20 protein-coding genes are annotated in these 18,191 nt (G+C 54.6%); 4 read left to right on the top strand and 16 right to left on the bottom strand.

Going from position 1 to position 18,191, the window contains the following annotated elements; translation table 11 throughout:
• Positions 1-55: 55 nt before the first annotated feature.
• The 6 genes from ruvB to CWE23_RS02995 all read right to left on the bottom strand — a co-directional run bounded on the left by ruvB (position 56) and on the right by CWE23_RS02995 (position 6,515).
• Positions 56-1,084, bottom strand: coding sequence for a Holliday junction branch migration DNA helicase RuvB (gene ruvB, locus CWE23_RS02970; RefSeq protein WP_105305887.1), 1,029 nt, complete (start codon positions 1,082-1,084; stop codon positions 56-58).
• Between the two features lie 10 nt (positions 1,085-1,094).
• Positions 1,095-1,718 carry a Holliday junction branch migration protein RuvA gene (gene ruvA, locus CWE23_RS02975; RefSeq protein WP_105305886.1) on the bottom strand — a complete coding sequence of 208 codons (624 nt, stop codon included), beginning with the start codon at positions 1,716-1,718 and terminating at the stop codon, positions 1,095-1,097.
• 189 nt (positions 1,719-1,907) lie between these two features.
• Positions 1,908-2,432 (bottom strand): crossover junction endodeoxyribonuclease RuvC, encoded by a 525-nt coding sequence (gene ruvC, locus CWE23_RS02980; RefSeq protein WP_105305885.1) that lies wholly within the window; start codon positions 2,430-2,432, stop codon positions 1,908-1,910.
• 28 nt (positions 2,433-2,460) lie between these two features.
• Positions 2,461-3,228 carry a YebC/PmpR family DNA-binding transcriptional regulator gene (locus CWE23_RS02985; protein WP_105305884.1) on the bottom strand — a complete coding sequence of 256 codons (768 nt, stop codon included), beginning with the start codon at positions 3,226-3,228 and terminating at the stop codon, positions 2,461-2,463.
• Between the two features lie 16 nt (positions 3,229-3,244).
• On the bottom strand, positions 3,245-5,017 hold the full coding sequence (gene aspS / locus CWE23_RS02990) for an aspartate--tRNA ligase (RefSeq protein ID WP_126819391.1): 1,773 nt from the start codon (positions 5,015-5,017) through the stop codon (positions 3,245-3,247).
• 76 nt (positions 5,018-5,093) lie between these two features.
• A complete protein-coding gene (locus tag CWE23_RS02995; protein WP_126819392.1) occupies positions 5,094-6,515 on the bottom strand; it encodes a diguanylate cyclase domain-containing protein in 1,422 nt (473 codons plus the stop codon).
• Between the two features lie 93 nt (positions 6,516-6,608).
• On the opposite strand from CWE23_RS02995, the gene cmoA reads away from it, so the two are divergent.
• Genes cmoA through CWE23_RS03010 form a run of 3 tightly spaced genes read left to right on the top strand, consistent with a single transcriptional unit; the run spans position 6,609 to position 9,288 of the window.
• Positions 6,609-7,349 carry a carboxy-S-adenosyl-L-methionine synthase CmoA gene (cmoA, locus tag CWE23_RS03000; RefSeq protein WP_105305881.1) on the top strand — a complete coding sequence of 247 codons (741 nt, stop codon included), beginning with the start codon at positions 6,609-6,611 and terminating at the stop codon, positions 7,347-7,349.
• Positions 7,349-8,329 carry a tRNA 5-methoxyuridine(34)/uridine 5-oxyacetic acid(34) synthase CmoB gene (gene cmoB / locus CWE23_RS03005; RefSeq protein ID WP_126819394.1) on the top strand — a complete coding sequence of 327 codons (981 nt, stop codon included), beginning with the start codon at positions 7,349-7,351 and terminating at the stop codon, positions 8,327-8,329. Before cmoA ends, cmoB begins: the two co-directional genes overlap by 1 nt.
• A gap of 44 nt (positions 8,330-8,373) precedes the next feature.
• Positions 8,374-9,288 carry a LysR family transcriptional regulator gene (locus CWE23_RS03010; protein ID WP_105307690.1) on the top strand — a complete coding sequence of 305 codons (915 nt, stop codon included), beginning with the start codon at positions 8,374-8,376 and terminating at the stop codon, positions 9,286-9,288.
• 38 nt (positions 9,289-9,326) lie between these two features.
• Here CWE23_RS03010 and galU read toward each other — a convergent pair whose 3' ends face one another.
• The gene (gene galU / locus CWE23_RS03015; RefSeq protein WP_126819395.1) at positions 9,327-10,220 is read right to left on the bottom strand and encodes a UTP--glucose-1-phosphate uridylyltransferase GalU; all 894 of its coding nucleotides are present in this window, start codon (positions 10,218-10,220) and stop codon (positions 9,327-9,329) included.
• Positions 10,221-10,344: 124 nt separating this feature from the next.
• On the opposite strand from galU, the gene CWE23_RS03020 reads away from it, so the two are divergent.
• Entirely contained in the window at positions 10,345-10,659 is a 315-nt protein-coding gene (locus tag CWE23_RS03020; protein WP_105305878.1) for a DUF6170 family protein, read from the top strand.
• Here CWE23_RS03020 and CWE23_RS03025 read toward each other — a convergent pair.
• The 9 genes from CWE23_RS03025 to CWE23_RS03065 all read right to left on the bottom strand — a co-directional run bounded on the left by CWE23_RS03025 (position 10,622) and on the right by CWE23_RS03065 (position 18,190).
• On the bottom strand, positions 10,622-11,617 hold the full coding sequence (locus CWE23_RS03025; RefSeq protein WP_105305877.1) for a response regulator: 996 nt from the start codon (positions 11,615-11,617) through the stop codon (positions 10,622-10,624). The two genes, CWE23_RS03020 and CWE23_RS03025, sit on opposite strands and share 38 nt — an antisense overlap.
• A gap of 76 nt (positions 11,618-11,693) precedes the next feature.
• Positions 11,694-12,461: an MlaA family lipoprotein gene (locus CWE23_RS03030; RefSeq protein ID WP_187346277.1), complete on the bottom strand. Its 768-nt coding sequence runs from the start codon at positions 12,459-12,461 to the stop codon at positions 11,694-11,696.
• A gap of 36 nt (positions 12,462-12,497) precedes the next feature.
• On the bottom strand, positions 12,498-13,715 hold the full coding sequence (ccmI, locus tag CWE23_RS03035; protein WP_105305876.1) for a c-type cytochrome biogenesis protein CcmI: 1,218 nt from the start codon (positions 13,713-13,715) through the stop codon (positions 12,498-12,500).
• Entirely contained in the window at positions 13,708-14,178 is a 471-nt protein-coding gene (locus CWE23_RS03040) for a cytochrome c-type biogenesis protein (RefSeq protein ID WP_126819397.1), read from the bottom strand. Before CWE23_RS03040 ends, ccmI begins: the two co-directional genes overlap by 8 nt.
• Positions 14,175-14,738, bottom strand: a complete 564-nt coding sequence (locus tag CWE23_RS03045) for a DsbE family thiol:disulfide interchange protein (RefSeq protein ID WP_105305874.1) — start codon at positions 14,736-14,738, stop codon at positions 14,175-14,177. Before CWE23_RS03045 ends, CWE23_RS03040 begins: the two co-directional genes overlap by 4 nt.
• Positions 14,735-16,723, bottom strand: a complete 1,989-nt coding sequence (locus CWE23_RS03050; RefSeq protein ID WP_126819398.1) for a heme lyase CcmF/NrfE family subunit — start codon at positions 16,721-16,723, stop codon at positions 14,735-14,737. The genes CWE23_RS03045 and CWE23_RS03050 overlap by 4 nt, the downstream gene beginning before the upstream one ends.
• Positions 16,720-17,217: a cytochrome c maturation protein CcmE gene (gene ccmE, locus CWE23_RS03055; RefSeq protein ID WP_105307688.1), complete on the bottom strand. Its 498-nt coding sequence runs from the start codon at positions 17,215-17,217 to the stop codon at positions 16,720-16,722. The genes CWE23_RS03050 and ccmE overlap by 4 nt, the downstream gene beginning before the upstream one ends.
• Positions 17,217-17,441: a heme exporter protein CcmD gene (ccmD, locus tag CWE23_RS03060; protein ID WP_105305872.1), complete on the bottom strand. Its 225-nt coding sequence runs from the start codon at positions 17,439-17,441 to the stop codon at positions 17,217-17,219. The genes ccmE and ccmD overlap by 1 nt, the downstream gene beginning before the upstream one ends.
• Complete coding sequence (locus CWE23_RS03065; protein WP_105305871.1) at positions 17,441-18,190, bottom strand: heme ABC transporter permease; 750 nt, start codon at positions 18,188-18,190, stop codon at positions 17,441-17,443. The genes ccmD and CWE23_RS03065 overlap by 1 nt, the downstream gene beginning before the upstream one ends.
• Position 18,191 lies beyond the last annotated feature (1 nt).

The raw sequence follows: 18,191 nt of genomic DNA on the forward strand, positions 1-18,191 counted from the left end.
CTGTTTGCCCGTACTTATGTGCGGGCTTTTTTTTTGGCTATTTTTTACAGAACATTTACCGAGTTTTGTCTTCCGGCTTTAAACCAAAGTGCTGATAAGCGCGCGGTGTTGCCATGCGACCCCGGGGCGTGCGCTGCAGAAAGCCCTGTTGGATCAAATACGGCTCGAGCACGTCTTCAATGGTGTCTTTCTCTTCGCCAATGGCTGCCGCCAGGTTATCCAGCCCCACCGGACCACCGAGGAATTTCTCCATGATCGCCAGCAGCAATTTGCGGTCCATGTAATCAAAACCAGCCTGGTCAACGTCGACCATGGTCAGCGCGGCGTTGGCGGTGGCTTCATCGACTTCACCGTTGCCTTTCACCTCGGCGTAGTCCCGAACCCGTCGCAACAACCGATTAGCAATACGCGGTGTGCCGCGTGAACGGCGGGCAATCTCACGGGCACCGCCCTGCTTCATTACCATGTTCATGTACTTGGCGGAGCGCTCAATGATGTCGGTCAATTCTTCGACGTTATAAAATTCCAGCCGTTGGACGATGCCAAAGCGATCCCGCAGTGGCGACGTCAGCGCACCGGCACGGGTGGTGGCACCAATCAGTGTAAACGGTGGCAAATCGAGTTTAATGGAGCGCGCCGCCGGCCCTTCACCGATCATGATGTCGAGCTGGTAATCCTCCATCGCCGGGTAAAGGATCTCCTCCACCACCGGACTGAGGCGATGAATTTCATCGATGAACAACACATCGTGCGGTTCCAGGTTGGTCAGCAGCGCGGCTAAGTCACCGGCTTTTTCCAGCACCGGCCCGGAGGTGGTTTTAATGTTGACGTTTAATTCATTGGCAACGATGTTGGCCAGTGTGGTTTTACCCAGCCCCGGCGGACCAAAAATGAGCAGATGATCGAGCGCTTCCTGTCGTTTGCGGGCGGCCTCGATAAAGATCTCCATTTGCTCAACGACGTGTTTCTGACCGGTGTAGTCGGTCAGCACCTTGGGGCGAATGGCGCGATCGATGGCTTCGTCGTCGCCCTGAGTCGCGGCTTCGACGATGCGATGGCTCGGTATTTGGTCGGCTTCTATCATGGTGTTCTCGTTATGCCAGTTGTTTTAGCGAGGCTTTGATCAGCTCTTCGCTGGTTAACTCCTGCTGATACACCGCAGAGAGCGCTTTTTCCGCCTGATTCGGTTTATAACCCAGCGCCAGCAAGGCACTCAAGGCGTCGGCGCGGGCATCGGCCGGGTGTACAAAGGTGGAATCGGCGGTGACTGCGTCAATGGCTGCGGCGTCGGTCGCCGGTGTACTGCTGCCCTGCCAGTCTTTCAGGCGGTCGCGCATTTCGATCACCAGCCGTTCGGCGGTTTTCTTGCCAACACCGGGCAGTTTTACCAGCCGACTGACGTCGTTTTGATTCACCGCCCAGACAAATTCGTCGGCGTTCATTCCGCTGAGGATGGCCAGCGCCAGTTTGGGGCCAACGCCCTGGGTTTTGATTAATAACCGGAACAGGCTGCGCTCGCTCTGGTTATTAAAACCGTACAATAACTGGGCGTCCTCGCGCACCACAAAGTGAGTCACCAGGGTAACGGCTTCGTTAAGTGCCGGCAGTGCGTAGAAGCAGGTCATTGGCAGTTGTATTTCGTAACCAACGCCGTTGACGTCGACCAGCACTTCAGGAGGCTGTTTGGCGATAAGCTTGCCGGAAATTTGTCCAATCATTGGTGTTCTTTTTTTATTGGTGATGGCGATATCATATCATTGGGTATTCGGGGGCGCTAGGCGGGGTTACGCCTCGGACCGTCGGTACGTTCGGCTACGCCTCACTAAACCGACGGCTACCGACGATCTGTTTAGGTTCCCAGGAAATGCTGGCGTTTCAGGTTTTAAAGGTTTTTGACGTTGAATTCTTTAAAACCTGTGATGGTTGATATCCCGAGGAATTAATTCGGACCGGCGGGAGGTATTGGCGTGACAAATAGCGACAGCCAGGGCATCGGCGGCGTCAGCCTGAGGCCGGCGGGACAGTTTCAGCAACGCCATCACCATATGCTGCACCTGCTCCTTTTCCGCCGCACCGGTGCCCACCACCGCCTGCTTAATCGAACGCGCGCTGTATTCCGCCACCGGCAGATCACAACACGCCGCTGCCACAATCGCCGCCCCCCGTGCCTGCCCCAGCTTTAACGCCGAATCCGGGTTACGAGCCATAAACACCTGCTCAATCGCAAATTCATCCGGCTGAAACTGCGTAATCAGCTCCGCCACCGAATTATGAATACGCTTCAGCTTTTCCGCCAGCGTCAGCGGCTGCGCTGCCGTTCCCGTAACCCGAATGCAGCCACTGGCGACATAATGCAAATGGCGGCCGTGGCGCTGAATAATACCGTAACCGGTTAGCCGGGAACCCGGGTCAATGCCCAGAATGATGCTCATGCGTCAGGTCGCTCAGTGAGAGGTTGTATTAACTGTCGTTTAGATTCGCCAACACCTCGTCCGAGATGTCCGCGTTATGATACGCATTCTGCACATCATCGAGGTCTTCCAGCGCATCCAGCAGTTTTAAGAAACTGCGCGCACTGTCCTCATCCAAATCCACTTTGGTGTCCGGTACCATGGTCACTTCGGCGTTGCTCGCGTGCAACTCGCGCGCATCCAACGCATCCTTAACCGCACCGAAGTTTTCCGGAGTGGTCATCACCTCAAGGCTGCCGTCGCTGTGTTTGACGATGTCTTCAGCGCCGGCTTCCAGCGCCGGTTCCATCAGCTGTTCCTCGGTCACCTGCTGAGCGGAATCGTCGTTACTAAAACTGATGACCCCCCTTTTATTAAACAGGTACGCCACCGAGCCGTCGGTGCCCAGGTTACCGCCGTGCTTGCTGAACGCGTAACGCACTTCCGACACCGTGCGGTTTTTATTGTCGGTCATGCACTCCAGCAAAATCGCCACACCATTGGGGCCGTAGCCTTCGTAGGTCAGCTCTTCAACGTTATCGCCTTCCATTTCACCGGTACCGCGTTTGATCGCGGTATCGATGGTGTCGCGTTTCATGTTATTGGAAAGCGCTTTATCAATGGCGGCGCGCAGGCGCGGATTGGTTTCCGGATCGCCACCGCCCTCGCGGGCGGCGACATTAATTTCGCGGATGAGTTTTGTGAAGATTTTGCCGCGCTTAGCGTCCTGCGCGGCTTTACGGTGTTTAATGTTGGACCATTTAGAATGACCTGCCATAGTTCACCCTTTGTGTTTACTCTTGGTTATCCTCAACCGTACTCTTAACACCCAGTTCTTGCAATGCATCCGGGTTCGCCAGCCCCGGTGCGTCGGTCAGCACACAGGCGGCGGTGGTGGTTTTCGGGAAGGCAATCACGTCACGGATGGAGCTTGCGCCGACCATCAGCATCACCAGGCGATCCAGACCAAAGGCCAGACCGGCGTGCGGTGGTGTACCGTACTTCAACGCTTCCAGCAGGAAGCCGAATTTTTCGGCCGCTTCTTCTTTGCCAATGCCGAGCACTTCGAACACCGCCTGTTGCATGGCGTTGTCAAAGATACGTACCGAACCGCCGCCGACTTCGACGCCGTTCAGCACCATGTCATACGCATTCGACAGTGCCTGTGCCGGGTTGGCTTTGAGCTCTTCCGGCGTGACATTAACCGGTGCGGTAAACGGATGGTGCAACGCCGCCAGCGAACCGTCGTCGTTTTCTTCGAACATCGGGAAGTCCACTACCCACAACGGTTTCCACTCGTCGCTGACCAGGCCAAATTCTTCACCCAGTTTCAACCGCAGTGCGCCCATCGATTCGGCCACCACATTGGCTTTGTCGGAACCGAAGAACAGCACGTCACCGGTTTGCGCGCCGGTGCGCTCAAGAATCGCGTTAAGGGCGTCATCCGGTAAGAATTTCAGGATCGGTGACTGCAGCCCGTCGCGGCCTTGCGACAGGTCATTAACCTTAACCCAGGCCAACCCTTTAGCGCCGTAGATACCGACAAACTTGGTGTATTCGTCGATCATCTTGCGCGATACGTTATCGGCCTGCTCCGGCAGACGGATAACCGCAACGCGACCTTTCTCGTCGTTGGCCGGGCCAGAGAATACTTTAAATTCAACGTCTTTGAGCAGATCGGCAACGTCAACCAGCTCCAGCGGGTTACGCAGATCCGGCTTGTCCGAACCGTAGCGTTGCATCGCTTCGTGCCAGCTCATGGTCGGGAATTGGCCAAGATCAACGCCCAGCAATGACTGGAACAGCTCGCGGGTCATGTTTTCGGTGACTTCCATCACCTGCTCCGCGGTCATGAACGAGGTTTCGATATCAATCTGGGTAAATTCCGGCTGACGATCGGCGCGTAAGTCTTCGTCGCGGAAGCATTTTACGATTTGATAGTAACGGTCGAAACCGGACATCATCAGCAACTGTTTAAACAACTGCGGACTTTGCGGCAACGCAAAGAAGCGGCCTTTGTGCGTGCGGCTCGGCACCAGATAGTCGCGCGCGCCTTCCGGTGTAGCGCGAGTCAGCATCGGCGTTTCGATGTCTAAAAAGCCACTGTCGTCGAGGAAGCGACGCACGGCACTGGTGACTTTCGCACGAAACTGCAGTTTTTCATTCATCTGCGGGCGACGCAGGTCGAGGTAGCGGTAGCGCAAACGCGCTTCTTCGCTGACCTGCGAGTTAAAATCGATCGGCAGCGGTTCAGAGCGGCTTAAAATGTTCAGCTCTGACGCCAGCAATTCAACCTCGCCGGTTTTCATGTTTTTATTAACCTGACTGTCAGGACGGCGGTTGACCTTGCCTTTGATCTGAACGCAGAACTCCTGACGCAATTTATTAGCCTGTTCGAACAGAGCCTGCTGATCCGGGTCGAACACCACCTGGATAAGCCCTTCGCGGTCACGCAAATCGATAAAGATCAATCCGCCTAAGTCGCGACGTTTGTTAACCCAGCCACACAGAGTGACCTGCTGTTCTGCTAATTCTGCGTTAATTTGTCCACAATAATGCGTTCGCATGTACGTTTCCTACTACCGGCGTTGGTTGGATGTTGTCAAAATGAAGCGCTACATTATAGCGAACTGGCACGGAATGTCATCCGGCCATGCGAACGTCGTTTTTGCCGGCGGCTTTTGCCGCGTACATGGCTTTGTCGGCGGAGCGCAGCAGGGTTTGCTCGTCGACGCCGTGTTTCGGGAACATTGCCACGCCGATGCTGACGCTGACATCGAGGGTCTGCGATTTGACTTTATAGGGGCGCGCCAGGTGCACTACCAATTTACGTGCGACCGCCAGTGCGGCGTTGACGTTATTGGTACTGGGTAATAACACCACAAACTCGTCGCCGCCGTAACGACATACCGTATCCGACTTGCGCAATAACCCGGTCAGACGCTGTGCGGCCTGCACCAGCAGCTCGTCGCCGTATTCGTGGCCGAAGTCGTCGTTAATGATTTTAAAACCGTCCAGATCGAGGAACATCATGGCAAAGGCTTTATTACTGCGCTGATGTTGCAGAATCGCCTGTTCGAGCCGATCCGACAACAGATTACGATTCGGCAGCCCGGTTAATTCGTCATGGGTCGCAACGTAACGTATGCGTCGCTCGGCGGCTTTACGCAATTTTACTTCGCGGCGCAGGCGGCTGTTCCAGAAAGCGACGCCGGCAATTAGCAACACCACCACCGAACCCACTTTTAACCCCAGACTCAGCAGCTCCTGGTCACTCCAGCCACGCTGTAACTCGTAGCCGTACCATTTGCGACGCAGGCGCTGTCGCTCCAGCGCGGTGAGGTTTTCGATACCTTCATTAAGAATCACCACCAACGGCTGATAGTCACTGCGCACTCCGATAAATAGGTCCTCGCCCGGCGCACCGCTTAACACGCTGAGCTGAGCGTTGGCGACTGGCCGCTGCTGCAATTCATCAACCACAATCGGCAGACTGTCGACATAGACATCTATCACCGATCGTTGCAGCGCTTCGATGCCGTCGGTCAGTGAACGGTATTCAACCACTTCGGTTTGCTCGATATTACGCAGCATGGGGATCACGCTGTAACCCTCGGTAACACCAATTTGCCGACCACGCAGTTGATTGACGTCGGTTTCACGCTCACTGGCACCGGTTTCCGTCGCCAGCGACAGGGTCGCCCAGGGCATGGTCCAGTAACGCTGGGTAAAACTGGTGTACGCCGCTCGTTCGGTAGAGTAAGACATACTGGTCAGTACATCGATTTCTTTGTTTTTTAATGCAACCAGACATTGCGACCAACTGCCGCAAGGGGTCCAGGCAAACTCGATCGGTACACCGGCGGTAATGGTGGTTAATACGTCGACGTCAAAGCCACGCGCCTGGTCATTACTGATGCTGATGAGTGGTGCCAAATCGTCCGGCACTCCGACCCGAACCTGCGGATGGTCAACCAGCCAGTCATTAGCCTCTTCCGTCGCTAACGCTGGGGTGGCTATTGCACTGGTCAGTATTAAGAGTAATAGAAACCATTGACGTTTCATTCGGTGTATTATCTCCAGCAGGTTCGGTAAACTACAACTATTGTAAGCAACCCGTTTATTATTCATCTTAAGTATCGGACAGTAACGCTATTTATGAACCATCGCGACACAATTTTTTCTAAACCGCTGCCGAGCGTTTCGGATTTTCGCTTTGACCAGCAGGTGGTCGAAGTTTTTCCCGATATGATCAACCGCTCGGTGCCCGGCTATTCCAGCATCTTGCAGACGTTGCCACAGTTGGCTGAGCGTTACGTCCAGCCGCAGTCCAACGTGTATGACCTTGGCTGCTCGCTCGGTGCGGCCACGCTTGCGCTGCGTAAAGGCTGTGAACAGGCGTCGCAGGTTCAGCTTATTGCCGTCGATAATTCCGACGCCATGATTGAGCGCGCGCAACTGCATTTGCAGGGCTTTAAAAGCCAACTGCCGGTAACGCTGCGGTGCGAGGACATTCGTGAAACCCACATCGAGGATGCCTCTATTGTGGTGCTGAATTTTACGTTGCAATTTGTGCCGCGTGAAGAGCGTCAGCAGATTATTCAGCGCATTTTTTCCGGATTAAAGCCCGGCGGTGTGCTGTTCATTGCCGAAAAAATCGTCGCCGAAGACCCACACATCGCCGATGTACTGGTTGATCTACATCATGATTTTAAACGTGCCAACGGTTACAGCGAACTAGAAATCAGCCAAAAACGGGCCGCCATTGAAAACGTCATGAAGATTGACTCCATGACGACCCATTTTGCGCGTTTTGAAGAGGCAGGTTTTGCCCACTACGGTTGTTGGTTTCAATGTTTTAATTTTGCCGCGATGATGGCGGTTAAGGGTACCGAATAATGGATTGGTTTAATGCTTCGTTGGCGCGTTTGATTGATAGCCCTCATGCAGCCTGGCTGGAGACGCTGCCGGCACAGCTGCGGCAATTTACCGATAAGCCGCACGGTGACTTTCGTAAGTGGCAGCGAGTATTGAAACAACTGCCGTCTCTGAGCATTGAGCGTGACGACGATGTCAGCCTTGGCGATACCGTCACCGTCGGCCGCGCGCAACAAGCGACTGATTCGCAGCGGGCGCAACTGCGCGGCTTGTTAATGCAACTGTGCCCCTGGCGCAAAGGCCCGTTTGAGCTGTTTGGCATGAACATCGATACCGAGTGGCGCTCGGACTGGAAGTGGCAACGGGTTGCACCACACATTGATTCACTGCAGGGCAAACAGGTGCTCGATGTCGGCTGTGGCAGTGGTTATCACCTGTGGCGGATGCTGGAAGCCGGTGCAGCGGATGTCTGGGGGGTTGATCCGGGCGAGTTGTTTTTAACCCAGTTTCAGGCGATTAAAAAATACATGCCGACGGCACTGGCCAAGCGCGCCCACTTTTTCCCGGTCGGGATTGAACAGATGCCGCAACTGAACAGCTTTGACACCGTGTTCAGCATGGGCGTGCTCTATCATCGCCGCTCGCCGTTGGAGTTTTTGCAGCAACTGAAAGGTCTGTTAAAGCCCGGCGGCCAGCTAGTGCTGGAGACCATCGTCGTCGAGGGCGATGAAACCACCGTAATGATGCCGGGTGAGCGCTACGCACAAATGCGCAACGTTTGGTTCCTGCCCAGTGCCAAAGCGCTGGCGGTATGGATGCAACGACTCGGTTTTACTGACATCGAGGTGGTCGATCACAACACCACCTCGCTGCAGGAGCAACGGGCAACGGATTGGATGCGAGGAGAATCTTTAGCCGACTTTCTTGATCCAAATGACCACAAAATGACTATTGAAGGGTACAAAGCACCGATCCGCGCCATTCTTACGGCGAGGACATAAGTTATTTCAGTAATTTCTTGATAAAAGGCGGCATCAATACCGATATGGCACATTACAGAGCAAAATCCACCTTAGAGCAGTGGCGGATTTTTCAGGCCGTAATCGACTGTGGCGGCTACGCTCACGCAGCCGAGCAACTCAATAAGAGTCAGTCTTCGTTAAACCACGCCGTAGCCAAACTGCAACAAGTTCTTGGCGTACAACTGCTCGAGGTGAAGGGCCGTAAAGCGGTGCTCACCAGCGTCGGCGAGGTGATGTTGCGACGCTCCCGGCAGTTGACCCAGACCGCGCAGGAACTGGAGCAATTGGCACACAATCTGGAACAGGGCTGGGAGCCGGAAGTGAAACTGGCGCTGGAAATGGTGTTTGACCGCTCCACGCTGATCCCGGCGCTGCGCAAATTTCAGGATTTTAGCCGCGGTAGCCGGTTATCCATTGAAGACACCGTGTTAACCGGTACGCTGGAGCACATTCGGGAAAAATCGGCGGATGTGGTCATTACTCACCATGTCCCTAAGGGCTTTATTGGCGAGCCGATTGATGATTATGTCATGGATCTGGTCTGCGACCCCTCTCACCCCCTGGCGCAACTGGAACAACCGATCAAGCAGGAAGAGCTGAGTCAGCATCTACAAATCGTTATTCGCGATACTGCGGTTAATCCTCAGGAAGATGAGGGCTGGTTAAAAGCGGAACAGCGCTGGACCGTCAGTCATTTTGACGAAGCCTTGCGTTTGGTGCGTTCCGGACTCGGGTTTTGCTGGTTGCCGCCGTACATTGCCGAACGGGAAATGAAGAAAGGCGCATTGCGCAAGCTGGAACTGGAAGGCAGTACCTGCCGCAAAGGCAGTCTGTACCTGGTGTTGCCCAAGGGCGAACAAACCGGCCCCTGCGCGCGGCAATTGGCGGATCTTATCATGGGTAAGGAAATCGAAACCGCCAAAGCCGCCGCCGGCTAGTCGGTCGCGCCTTTGGCGCGACGACAAGAACTAAGCTGTCAGACCGTTTTAAGGTAAGCTTTCATGTCAGCCGCAAGCTGCGGATGGCGTAAAGCGTGCTCAACAAACGCTTTCGCGTAGCCGAGCTTATTACCACAATCATGGCTGCGACCCTTCATGTAGTAAGCATTAACCGGTTTGTCTTCCAGCAACATCGCCATCGCATCGGTCAACTGAATTTCGTTACCCGCGCCGACCGGCGTCTTCTTCAGCAGCGGCCACAATTCTTTCGGGAACACATATCGCCCAACCACCGCCAAATCCGAGGGTGCTTCTTCAACGCCCGGCTTCTCGACCAGTTGTTTGATCGGTGCCTGTTCGCCCGGCTTTAAGTCCGCGCCGTTAATGTCGGCGATACCATAGCTGCTGACACTTTCCCGTGGCACTTTTTCCACCATAACCTGCGCGGCACCCGACGCTTCGAAGTTACGCTTCATTTCCGCCAGGTTGTCGCGTTTTAAATTACAGCTGGCTTCGTCAACCAATACGTCCGGTAACACCACCGCAAACGGTTCATCTCCAATCAATGGACGTGCGCACAGTACCGCATGACCAAGGCCCTTCGCTTCGCCCTGACGAACGTGCATGATGGTGGTGCCCTTAGGACAAATCGCCTGAACTTCTTCCAGTAACTGACGTTTTACCCGCCGCTCGAGCGTGGTTTCCAGTTCGAAACTGGTGTCAAAATGGTTCTCGATGGAGTTTTTACTGGAATGGGTTACCAAAATCACGTCGGTTAAACCGGCGTCGGCGCATTCTTCCACGATAAACTGAATCAAAGGTCTGTCAACTAACGGCAGCATCTCCTTTGGAATAGCCTTCGTTGCGGGCAGCATCCGTGTTCCAAGCCCCGCAACCGGGATAACGACTTTCTTGACCTGCTGTTTTTCCATGTTCTTTACCTGTATTTAAAATTCTAGAATTCGGCACGTTTATACCGCAAATAACTGTTATAATGCAAATCCGTTTAGACTATATACGTTGAATCTAAAGGCAATCAGGCGAAAGCAGGTCATCATGGCGTTTTATTTTTCTACTAAAAAAATCCCCCAGCTCAGCGGTTATTCCTTTGTCGAACGGGCGGCCATTATGGCGGCCGCGCAGGAAGCCATGCCGGTACCACGGCGGTTGATTTGTAATCTGGCCAAATTGGTTCCAATCTGTGTGGTGTTTTATGCCATTGTTGATGTGCCTGGCTGGTGGAAGCTACCGGCGTTACTCGCGGCGGGTATTGGTTATCCCCTCTTTACCCAGCCGATCAATATTAATATGAGCCTGCCCTACATCGATAAAGCTATTCGTCAGTTTGAGGCGTCTCGAGCTGAATCATAACCTCTGCCCCCTGCGGTAGCCGAGCGTGTATTTTTTGCCGCTCGGTGAGCTGGCTGCAGTGAAAGTTAGCATGCTGCCAAATGCCCAACGCCAGATCCGGACGGGCCTGCGGCTCGGAATGAATGCGATCGCCGGCCTGCGCCCACTGCCACTGACCGGAATGGGTATTTAACACGCCCACCCAGACATCAAACGCCGTGCGAATGCGCGAATGGCACAGCTCGGTGTTCAAATGCTGTAATAACTTTTCCGGGTGCAATAAGGTATCGTCATGACCGGACAAGTGTTGACGTAACAAAGGGTCCAACAAGGTTTTAAAAACCAGTAACGGGATCAGCGCCTGATCCGTGGCATTTTGCGGACTCGCCATCAACACCAGAACATTACCGTCGGTCAATGGCCGAAAATCGATCCAGGCGTTAGGCTCCTGCGACTGCAGGGTAAAATCGAGCCGATAGCCGCCAATTTGCAATGGCCCGGACGGCAGCAGCTCGTTGGTCAGCCGTTTAACCAACGCATCATCCTGATACAACACTTCGATGTGGTCATCCAGCTCCCAACGATCGTGCAGATAGGTTTCCTCCAACTGATAGCGCTTCAGGCAGTGTTGAATGGACTGATTTAAAATGGCCAGGCTGTCCAGCGGCTTCACCAGATAGTCCCAGGCTCCGAGGCGCACCGCATCACGAATGTCGTTCATCGACTCGCTGGCGGAAACCACAATAATGGGCAGATCGGCAGCGCTGCTTAACAGGTTTTCAATGACCTGCAAGCCGCTGACGTCGGGTAAATGTAAATCACAGAGGATAATATCGGGCAGCCGTCGGCGGCACAGAGCGATGCCTTCTTCGCCACGTGTCGCACACTGCACATCGTAATCTAATTGTTTTAGGTAGGTGCTGACGAGGCCCTGAAATACGACATCGTCTTCGATGACCAACACCTTTGCTTGCGACATTGACCGTTCACCTCATATCCGTAACCGCTCCTTAAGCATTGTTCAGGATGAGTGAACCGTCAATGTCACGAAATGATTAAAATTCTTCGAATTCTTCGAAATCGTCGAACGATTCGTTACCTTCGTCTTCTTCTGGTGGTGGGTTACCGTCGTACACCTGATAGCGCCAGTTTTGAAAATAGGCTTCTTTTACAAAGGTATAGGAGTCCAGTGAGTTCTCCAGCATTTGCTCCTGCTTACTCAAACTCAACCGCGCACGCAGACCTTTTACGGTGTAACGGGGGATATCCCAGTCCGTATCAATTTCGGTATACGGGAAGTAATTACCGTCTACCCAGTCGGTACCACGGTCGATCAGAACCGTCGGCCCCGCGATCGGCAGCATCAGGTAAGGACCATCGGGCACGCCCCACACCGCCAGCGTTTGCCCGAGCGACTCTTCGCGTTTGGTCAAGCCCATCTCAGTGGCCGGATCAAGCAGACCCAGCAGACCAATGGTGGTGTTAAAGAAAAACCGCCCGGCGCTTACCGCCGCATCGGTCGGCTTACCCTGTAGCAGGTTATTGGCCATTGACCAGGGTTCCTGCAGGTTCTCAAACATATTGTGCAACGAGGTGCGGATGGGTTCAGGGACTTTTTTATAAACTTCTGCCGCCGGTTTAATGACCGCTTCATCAACTTCCTGGTTGAAATCCCACATCACCCGGTTAACGTCCTCAAACGGGTCACGTTTGTCGGCGTAGGGATCGTCCGGCGTTGATGAGCAACCGCTCAACACCACCATCGCCAATACCGCGGTGAGTGCTTTTAACCAGCCGCTCGTTTGCAAATACGTCTTCTGCATGTGTTCTTTTGTTTCCCTTGTTGAATGAAGCCTGTATTACTTTTCCTGCACGGTCTGCTCGGACAGTTGCAGAGTAACCGTGGCGGACTCTTTAGCCTTAATAACCTTAGCTTCGGCATTCAGATCACCGGCGGCGGCATCGATTTTATCATCCGCCGATACCCGTGCCTGTACCTTCCACTGTGACAGCGAGCTCATGCGGTAGTCCGGCAACATCGAATCGCGGTTACTGAGGGTTACCGTAACCGGCAGCGAACTGGCCGGTACCCGTTTTACCGCTGCCGGCATTGGTGCGCCGTCAGCCGCGGTCACGTAAACAAACAAGGTTGCCCCTGCCGGGATCTGATCGCGCAGCGATTCACTGACCTCTACCGTTACCGTTAACTGCTGAGCGTCCTGCTGCATGCGCTGTTCGGCATCGGCAATGGCCTGTTCCACCGCCGAGCGGCGCGCAGCACCGTCCGGTGTTAACTGCAGCAACTGCTGCCAGGCATTAATGGCCTGCTGATAATTGCCATTTTCGAACGCGACAAAACCGCTGAGTGACAAGGCGTCGATATTCGACGGCTCTAGCCTTAACACCCGTGCCAGTAACTGTGCCGCTTTCTGATTCGCGTCAGCGCCGCCGTTCTGGAGCAGAAAACGGGCGTAGCTGATCAACGTGCCAACCCGATCCGGATCGAGCTTGAGTGAGCGTTCGAAGGCATTGTTGGCCTGATCGAACTGTTGCAAATCGGTCATTAGCCCGGCGTAAATCCACCAGGCAATGGGGTCATCGCCCTGGCGTTGGAGTTTCTGTCGCAGTCCCAGCGCAAATGTCGACAACGTCTCTGCGTCAACCTGCTGTTGTTCCTGCAGTACGGTTTTGCCCAACTCGGGTAATTGTTGCAACGCCTGATCTGCCTGACGCTGCAATGACCAGCTACCAAACCCGGCATAAAAACCCACTGAAATGACCACCAACAGCAACATCGGTAACCAGGGCTTGGCCGGTAACCAGCGTACTTCGTCTTCGATGTTACGGCTGTCGGTGACGTAGGTCTTATCGAGTTCGACTTTGGCCTGTTGATACTCTTCAGCGCTCAGTCGACCGTTGTCGTTATCGTCTTCCAGTTCGCGCAGACGTTGTTGATACCATTGCTGATTTTCGGCATCGCGGCGGATATCCTGCTTGCGCTGAAACAGCCGCGCCAATAACACCACGATGACGGCTAAAATCACTAACGCCGCCAGAGTCAGCACTAACTTAATCATGCTTTGACCTCTCTTTTAACTGCGCCAGTTCACGTTGTTCTTCGTCACTCAGCGCAACCGGCTGACTGCGTTTACGGGACAACCGCAGTGCAATGATGATACCGGCCAGAGCGATCACCAGCGGCGCCAGCCAGAGCACCGCAGTGAAGGCGTTAAACGGCGGTTTATAGTGGGCAAAATTACCGTAACGCGCCACCATATAGTCGATCACCTGCTGTTTTGACTGACCTGCCATCACCATCTGATAAGCCCGCTCGCGCATATCTTCCGCCAGCGGCGCGTTAGAATCGGCAATGTTCTGATTCTGACACTTAGGGCAGCGCAGTTCCTTAATCAAGGCTTCGTAGGTGCGCCGTTGCTGTTCGTTGTCGAACTCGTGCCCGTCGTAGGTCACCTGCTGCGCCAGCAATGCGGCACTGAAGCTCAGCAATAATGCACCCATACACAGTAACCAGCGGTTCATTGCGCAGCCTCCTGTTGCAGTTGCTGATAAATCTGCTGCAGTTTGTTGTTCCAGTTGCGTTCGTTGACGTCACCAACATGGCGGTAACGAATGGTGCCGTTGGCGTCGATAAAGTAGGTTTCCGGCGCACCATAGACACCAAATTCAAAGGCGACGTTGCCTTCCGGATCGTACAAATTAACGGTGTAAGGGTCACCCAGGGTGTTCAGCCAGTCGATGGCTTTGGCCCGTGAATCGTCTTTGTAATTCAGTCCGACAATCGGAATCCCCTGCGCCGACAATTGGTTTAAAAACTCGTGTTCAGCACGGCAGGTCGGACACCAGGTTGCCCAGACGTTCATCAGCAATGGTCCCTGTTTGAGCACCTCTTCGCTGTACACCTTGTCGGTATTGAACAGGTCAACGGCCTCAAATTTGGGTACCGGCTGATCAATCAGCACCGATTCCAGTCGGGTTGGGTCGCTGCCTAAGCCTTTTAACAGAAAGACCACTAGCCCGGCGAACACCACCAATGGCGCAAACAACACCCACCAGCGGCGTTTGTTTTGTGTTTCGCTCATGCTTGTTGCTCCTTAGCCGTTGACGCGTCCGCTTTCACTTTGCGTGAACGGTAGCGTTTATCAGCCATCGCAAACACACCGCCAATCGCCATGATGATGGCACCCAGCCAGATCCAGCGCACAAAAGGTTTTACGTAAAAACGTACCGCCCAGGGCTGATCGGCATCGGCAACATCGTCCAATGGCTCACCCATGGCAATGTAAAGATCGCGCAGCAGGCTGGCATCCAGACCGACTTCGGTCATGCTCATCCGCTGTACGGTATAAAAACGTTTCTCACTGACGACCTCTGTCACCAGCTCGCCGTCCTGATGCAACTGGAACACGCCCTGATCGGCCTGGTAATTCGGCCCTTCAAAATGGGTCAATTCTTTAAAGGTCAGATCGTAACCACTCACTTGCACCGTTTGTCCCGGTGCAATGGCGACGTCGCGCTCGGTTTCGTAATGAGATACCAGCGCCACGCCAATCAGCATCACCGCGAAACCAAGGTGACCTAAGACCATGCCCCAGTGACTGCCGGGAATGCGGGTGATACCGGCCAGCCCCTGTTTACGTTGTTTGAGCGTCTGTTGCACCTCAGTGAAGGTCGTGAGCGCGACCCAGAACGCCAAAAACAGGCCGATCGCCGCCCACAGCGGCAATTCGTCCGCCCAAATTTGCGGCAGCACCAAGGTCAGCGCCAAGGCCAAGACAAGACATAAACCCAGTGGTTTCAGCAGCGGTTGCAACGGCTGCCGGCGCCAGCGCATCAGCGGACCGACGCCCAACAGCAGCGCGAAAGGCACCACCAGATAGCTGTAGAGTTCGTTAAAGAAGGGTTCACCGATGGAAATACTGCCCATCCCCAGCTCTTTGTGCACCAACGGCAGCAACGTACCGAGCAACACCACCACCATGGCCGCCATCAGCAACACGTTGTTGCCCAGCAGCATCACTTCGCGGGAATTAACGTCGTAGCGGCTGTAACCCTGCATTTGTGCTGCGCGCATACCGTACAGCGCCAGTGAGCCGCCGATGACCACCGCCAGCAACACCAGAATAAACAAGCCACGGGTTGGATCTGAGGCGAACGCGTGTACCGACACCAGTACGCCGGAACGAACCAGGAAGGTACCCAGTAGGCTTAAACTGAACGCAGCAATCGCCAGTAACACGGTCCAGGATTTAAAACTACCCCGTTTTTCGGTAACCGCCAGTGAATGCAGCAGTGCGGTGCCGACCAGCCAGGGCATAAAGGACGCGTTTTCGACCGGATCCCAGAACCACCAGCCACCCCAGCCCAGTTCGTAATAGGCCCACCAACTGCCGATGGCAATACCCAGGGTGAGGAAAATCCAGGCGGCCAACGTCCACGGCCGCGACCAGCGCGCCCAGGCCGCATCCAGCTTACCGGAGATAAGTGCGGCAATAGCAAAAGCAAAGGCCACCGAGAAGCCGACATAGCCCATGTACAGCAACGGCGGATGAATGATCATGCCGGGGTCCTGCAACAAGGGATTCAGGTCGCGGCCATCCACCGGGATCATCGGCAGACTGCGATCAAACGGGTTAGACACCGTCAGCATAAACAGATAAAAGCCGATGCTGATAAGCCCTAAAATGCCCAGCACCCGCGCCACCATCGGCAACGGCATTGAGCGGGACAGCAGCGCCACTGCGGCGATCCAGCCCGACTGCATCAACATCCACAATAAAAACGAGCCTTCGTGCGAGCCCCATACGGCGGTTACCCGGTAATGCACCGGTAACGCGGTATTGGAGTTATTGGCCACGTAGGCAATTGAAAAGTCGTTTAACACAAAGGCGGCGACCAACAGCGCAAAAGCGATGGCGGTAAATAAAAACTGCCCTATCGCCAGCGGTCGCGCGTAACTCATCACGCCACCGTGGCTGCGCCAGGCACCGTACAGGGCGTAACCGGCCAACAAGACCGAAAACGCCAGCGCGATGGCGATGCTCAGATGTCCCGCTTCGGCAATCATTGCGACTCTCCGTCTGAGGTCTGTTTAAAGGCGTCCGGTGCATTCGGGTTAACGTGCTTGATGCCTTTCATTTTTTCAGCCAGTTCCGGCGGCATGTATTCTTCGTCGTGCTTAGCCAGCACTTCGCTGGCACGCAGTACCCGCGGTTCAATCAGTTCGCCCTGGGCAACAATGCCCTGCCCTTCGCGGAACAGATCCGGCAGGATGCCCTGATAAAGCACGGTGATTTCGGGGCCGGTATCAGTGATGTTAAAACGCACTTCGAGGGTGTCACGGTTGCGTTTAACCGAGCCTTCTACCACCATGCCGCCAACGCGCATGCGCTGGCCAACGGTCGGTGGTTGTTTGCCTTCCTCGACTTCGACGAAATCGGACGGCGTGTAAAATAAGTTAATGCTCTGGCTCATGGCAAACAGCATCAGCCCGATGGCCACAGATACCCCGACCACCAACAGCATCACCCAGGTTAAGCGTTTTTTTCTGCGTGGGTTCATCATCGCTTCGACTCCTCAACCGGCGACGATTGCCGTTGCTGACGTTTGGACAAACGCTGCCTGCGACGCTGCAATGTTCTGCTTTGTCGTTGCAGGCGGCGACGTCCGATCAGCGCATCCAGTGCGACACCGGCAATCACCAAAAAGGTCAGAAAGAACGACAACCAGACGTAAAAGCCATAGCCGCCCATCTGTACAAATTCCTGAAAACTGTCAAAAGCCATTAGTGTGACTCCTCCGCCGTGCCCAGTACGCGCTGCGCCCAGGGCCGGTGTAACTCATGGCGTAATAATTCGTTTTTAAAGCGCATCATCACCAGGCTGATGGTCAGCAGCATGAAGCCGAGCAGACTGATGAGCAACGGCCAGAGCATGCTGGTCGCTATCGACGGCCGCTCAAATTTAGTAATGGTCGCGCCCTGATGCAGGGTGTTCCACCACTCGACGGAATAATGAATGATGGGCAGGTTGACGACCCCGACGATGGCCAGAATGGCTGCCGCTTTCGCACCGGTGCGCTGGTCATCAAAGGCGTAATACAACGCCATTACACCGACGTACAGGAACAACAGGATCAGCTCCGACGTGAGCCGCGCGTCCCATACCCACCAGGTGCCCCACATCGGCTTGCCCCAGATGGCGCCGGTAAACAGGGCAATGGCGGTCATCGCGGCACCGACCGGCGCAATGGCGGGAATCGACCATTCTGCGGTTTTGATCTGCCAGACCAGAGCAATCACCCCCATCACGGCCATGCCAAAGTAGGCTCCCATGGAGAAAATCGCTGACGGCACATGAATGTAGATAATGCGGTAACTGTCACCCTGCTGATAATCCGACGGTGCGAACGCCAGCCCCCAGACCATACCGACCAGCAGTGACACCGCGGTTAACGCCGCGAACCAAGGCAGCAGTTTGTCGACCAAACGATAAGTTGCTTCAGGTTTTGCGTAAGGGTGTAACCATCGCCACATA

This window comes from Idiomarina aquatica (assembly GCF_003987185.1).
Classification (GTDB): Bacteria; Pseudomonadota; Gammaproteobacteria; order Enterobacterales; family Alteromonadaceae; genus Idiomarina; species Idiomarina aquatica.

What these genes read in the sequence shown, in the direction of transcription:
- ruvB (WP_105305887.1), bottom strand. Translation starts at nt 1,084, where the DNA reads ATGATAGAAGCCGACCAAATACCGAGCCATCGCATCGTCGAAGCCGCG.
- ruvA (WP_105305886.1), bottom strand. Translation starts at nt 1,718, where the DNA reads ATGATTGGACAAATTTCCGGCAAGCTTATCGCCAAACAGCCTCCTGAA.
- ruvC (WP_105305885.1), bottom strand. Translation starts at nt 2,432, where the DNA reads ATGAGCATCATTCTGGGCATTGACCCGGGTTCCCGGCTAACCGGTTAC.
- CWE23_RS02985 (WP_105305884.1), bottom strand. Translation starts at nt 3,228, where the DNA reads ATGGCAGGTCATTCTAAATGGTCCAACATTAAACACCGTAAAGCCGCG.
- aspS (WP_126819391.1), bottom strand. Translation starts at nt 5,017, where the DNA reads ATGCGAACGCATTATTGTGGACAAATTAACGCAGAATTAGCAGAACAG.
- CWE23_RS02995 (WP_126819392.1), bottom strand. Translation starts at nt 6,515, where the DNA reads ATGAAACGTCAATGGTTTCTATTACTCTTAATACTGACCAGTGCAATA.
- cmoA (WP_105305881.1), top strand. Translation starts at nt 6,609, where the DNA reads ATGAACCATCGCGACACAATTTTTTCTAAACCGCTGCCGAGCGTTTCG.
- cmoB (WP_126819394.1), top strand. Translation starts at nt 7,349, where the DNA reads ATGGATTGGTTTAATGCTTCGTTGGCGCGTTTGATTGATAGCCCTCAT.
- CWE23_RS03010 (WP_105307690.1), top strand. Translation starts at nt 8,374, where the DNA reads ATGGCACATTACAGAGCAAAATCCACCTTAGAGCAGTGGCGGATTTTT.
- galU (WP_126819395.1), bottom strand. Translation starts at nt 10,220, where the DNA reads ATGGAAAAACAGCAGGTCAAGAAAGTCGTTATCCCGGTTGCGGGGCTT.
- CWE23_RS03020 (WP_105305878.1), top strand. Translation starts at nt 10,345, where the DNA reads ATGGCGTTTTATTTTTCTACTAAAAAAATCCCCCAGCTCAGCGGTTAT.
- CWE23_RS03025 (WP_105305877.1), bottom strand. Translation starts at nt 11,617, where the DNA reads ATGTCGCAAGCAAAGGTGTTGGTCATCGAAGACGATGTCGTATTTCAG.
- CWE23_RS03030 (WP_187346277.1), bottom strand. Translation starts at nt 12,461, where the DNA reads ATGCAGAAGACGTATTTGCAAACGAGCGGCTGGTTAAAAGCACTCACC.
- ccmI (WP_105305876.1), bottom strand. Translation starts at nt 13,715, where the DNA reads ATGATTAAGTTAGTGCTGACTCTGGCGGCGTTAGTGATTTTAGCCGTC.
- CWE23_RS03040 (WP_126819397.1), bottom strand. Translation starts at nt 14,178, where the DNA reads ATGAACCGCTGGTTACTGTGTATGGGTGCATTATTGCTGAGCTTCAGT.
- CWE23_RS03045 (WP_105305874.1), bottom strand. Translation starts at nt 14,738, where the DNA reads ATGAGCGAAACACAAAACAAACGCCGCTGGTGGGTGTTGTTTGCGCCA.
- CWE23_RS03050 (WP_126819398.1), bottom strand. Translation starts at nt 16,723, where the DNA reads ATGATTGCCGAAGCGGGACATCTGAGCATCGCCATCGCGCTGGCGTTT.
- ccmE (WP_105307688.1), bottom strand. Translation starts at nt 17,217, where the DNA reads ATGAACCCACGCAGAAAAAAACGCTTAACCTGGGTGATGCTGTTGGTG.
- ccmD (WP_105305872.1), bottom strand. Translation starts at nt 17,441, where the DNA reads ATGGCTTTTGACAGTTTTCAGGAATTTGTACAGATGGGCGGCTATGGC.
- CWE23_RS03065 (WP_105305871.1), bottom strand. Translation starts at nt 18,190, where the DNA reads ATGTGGCGATGGTTACACCCTTACGCAAAACCTGAAGCAACTTATCGT.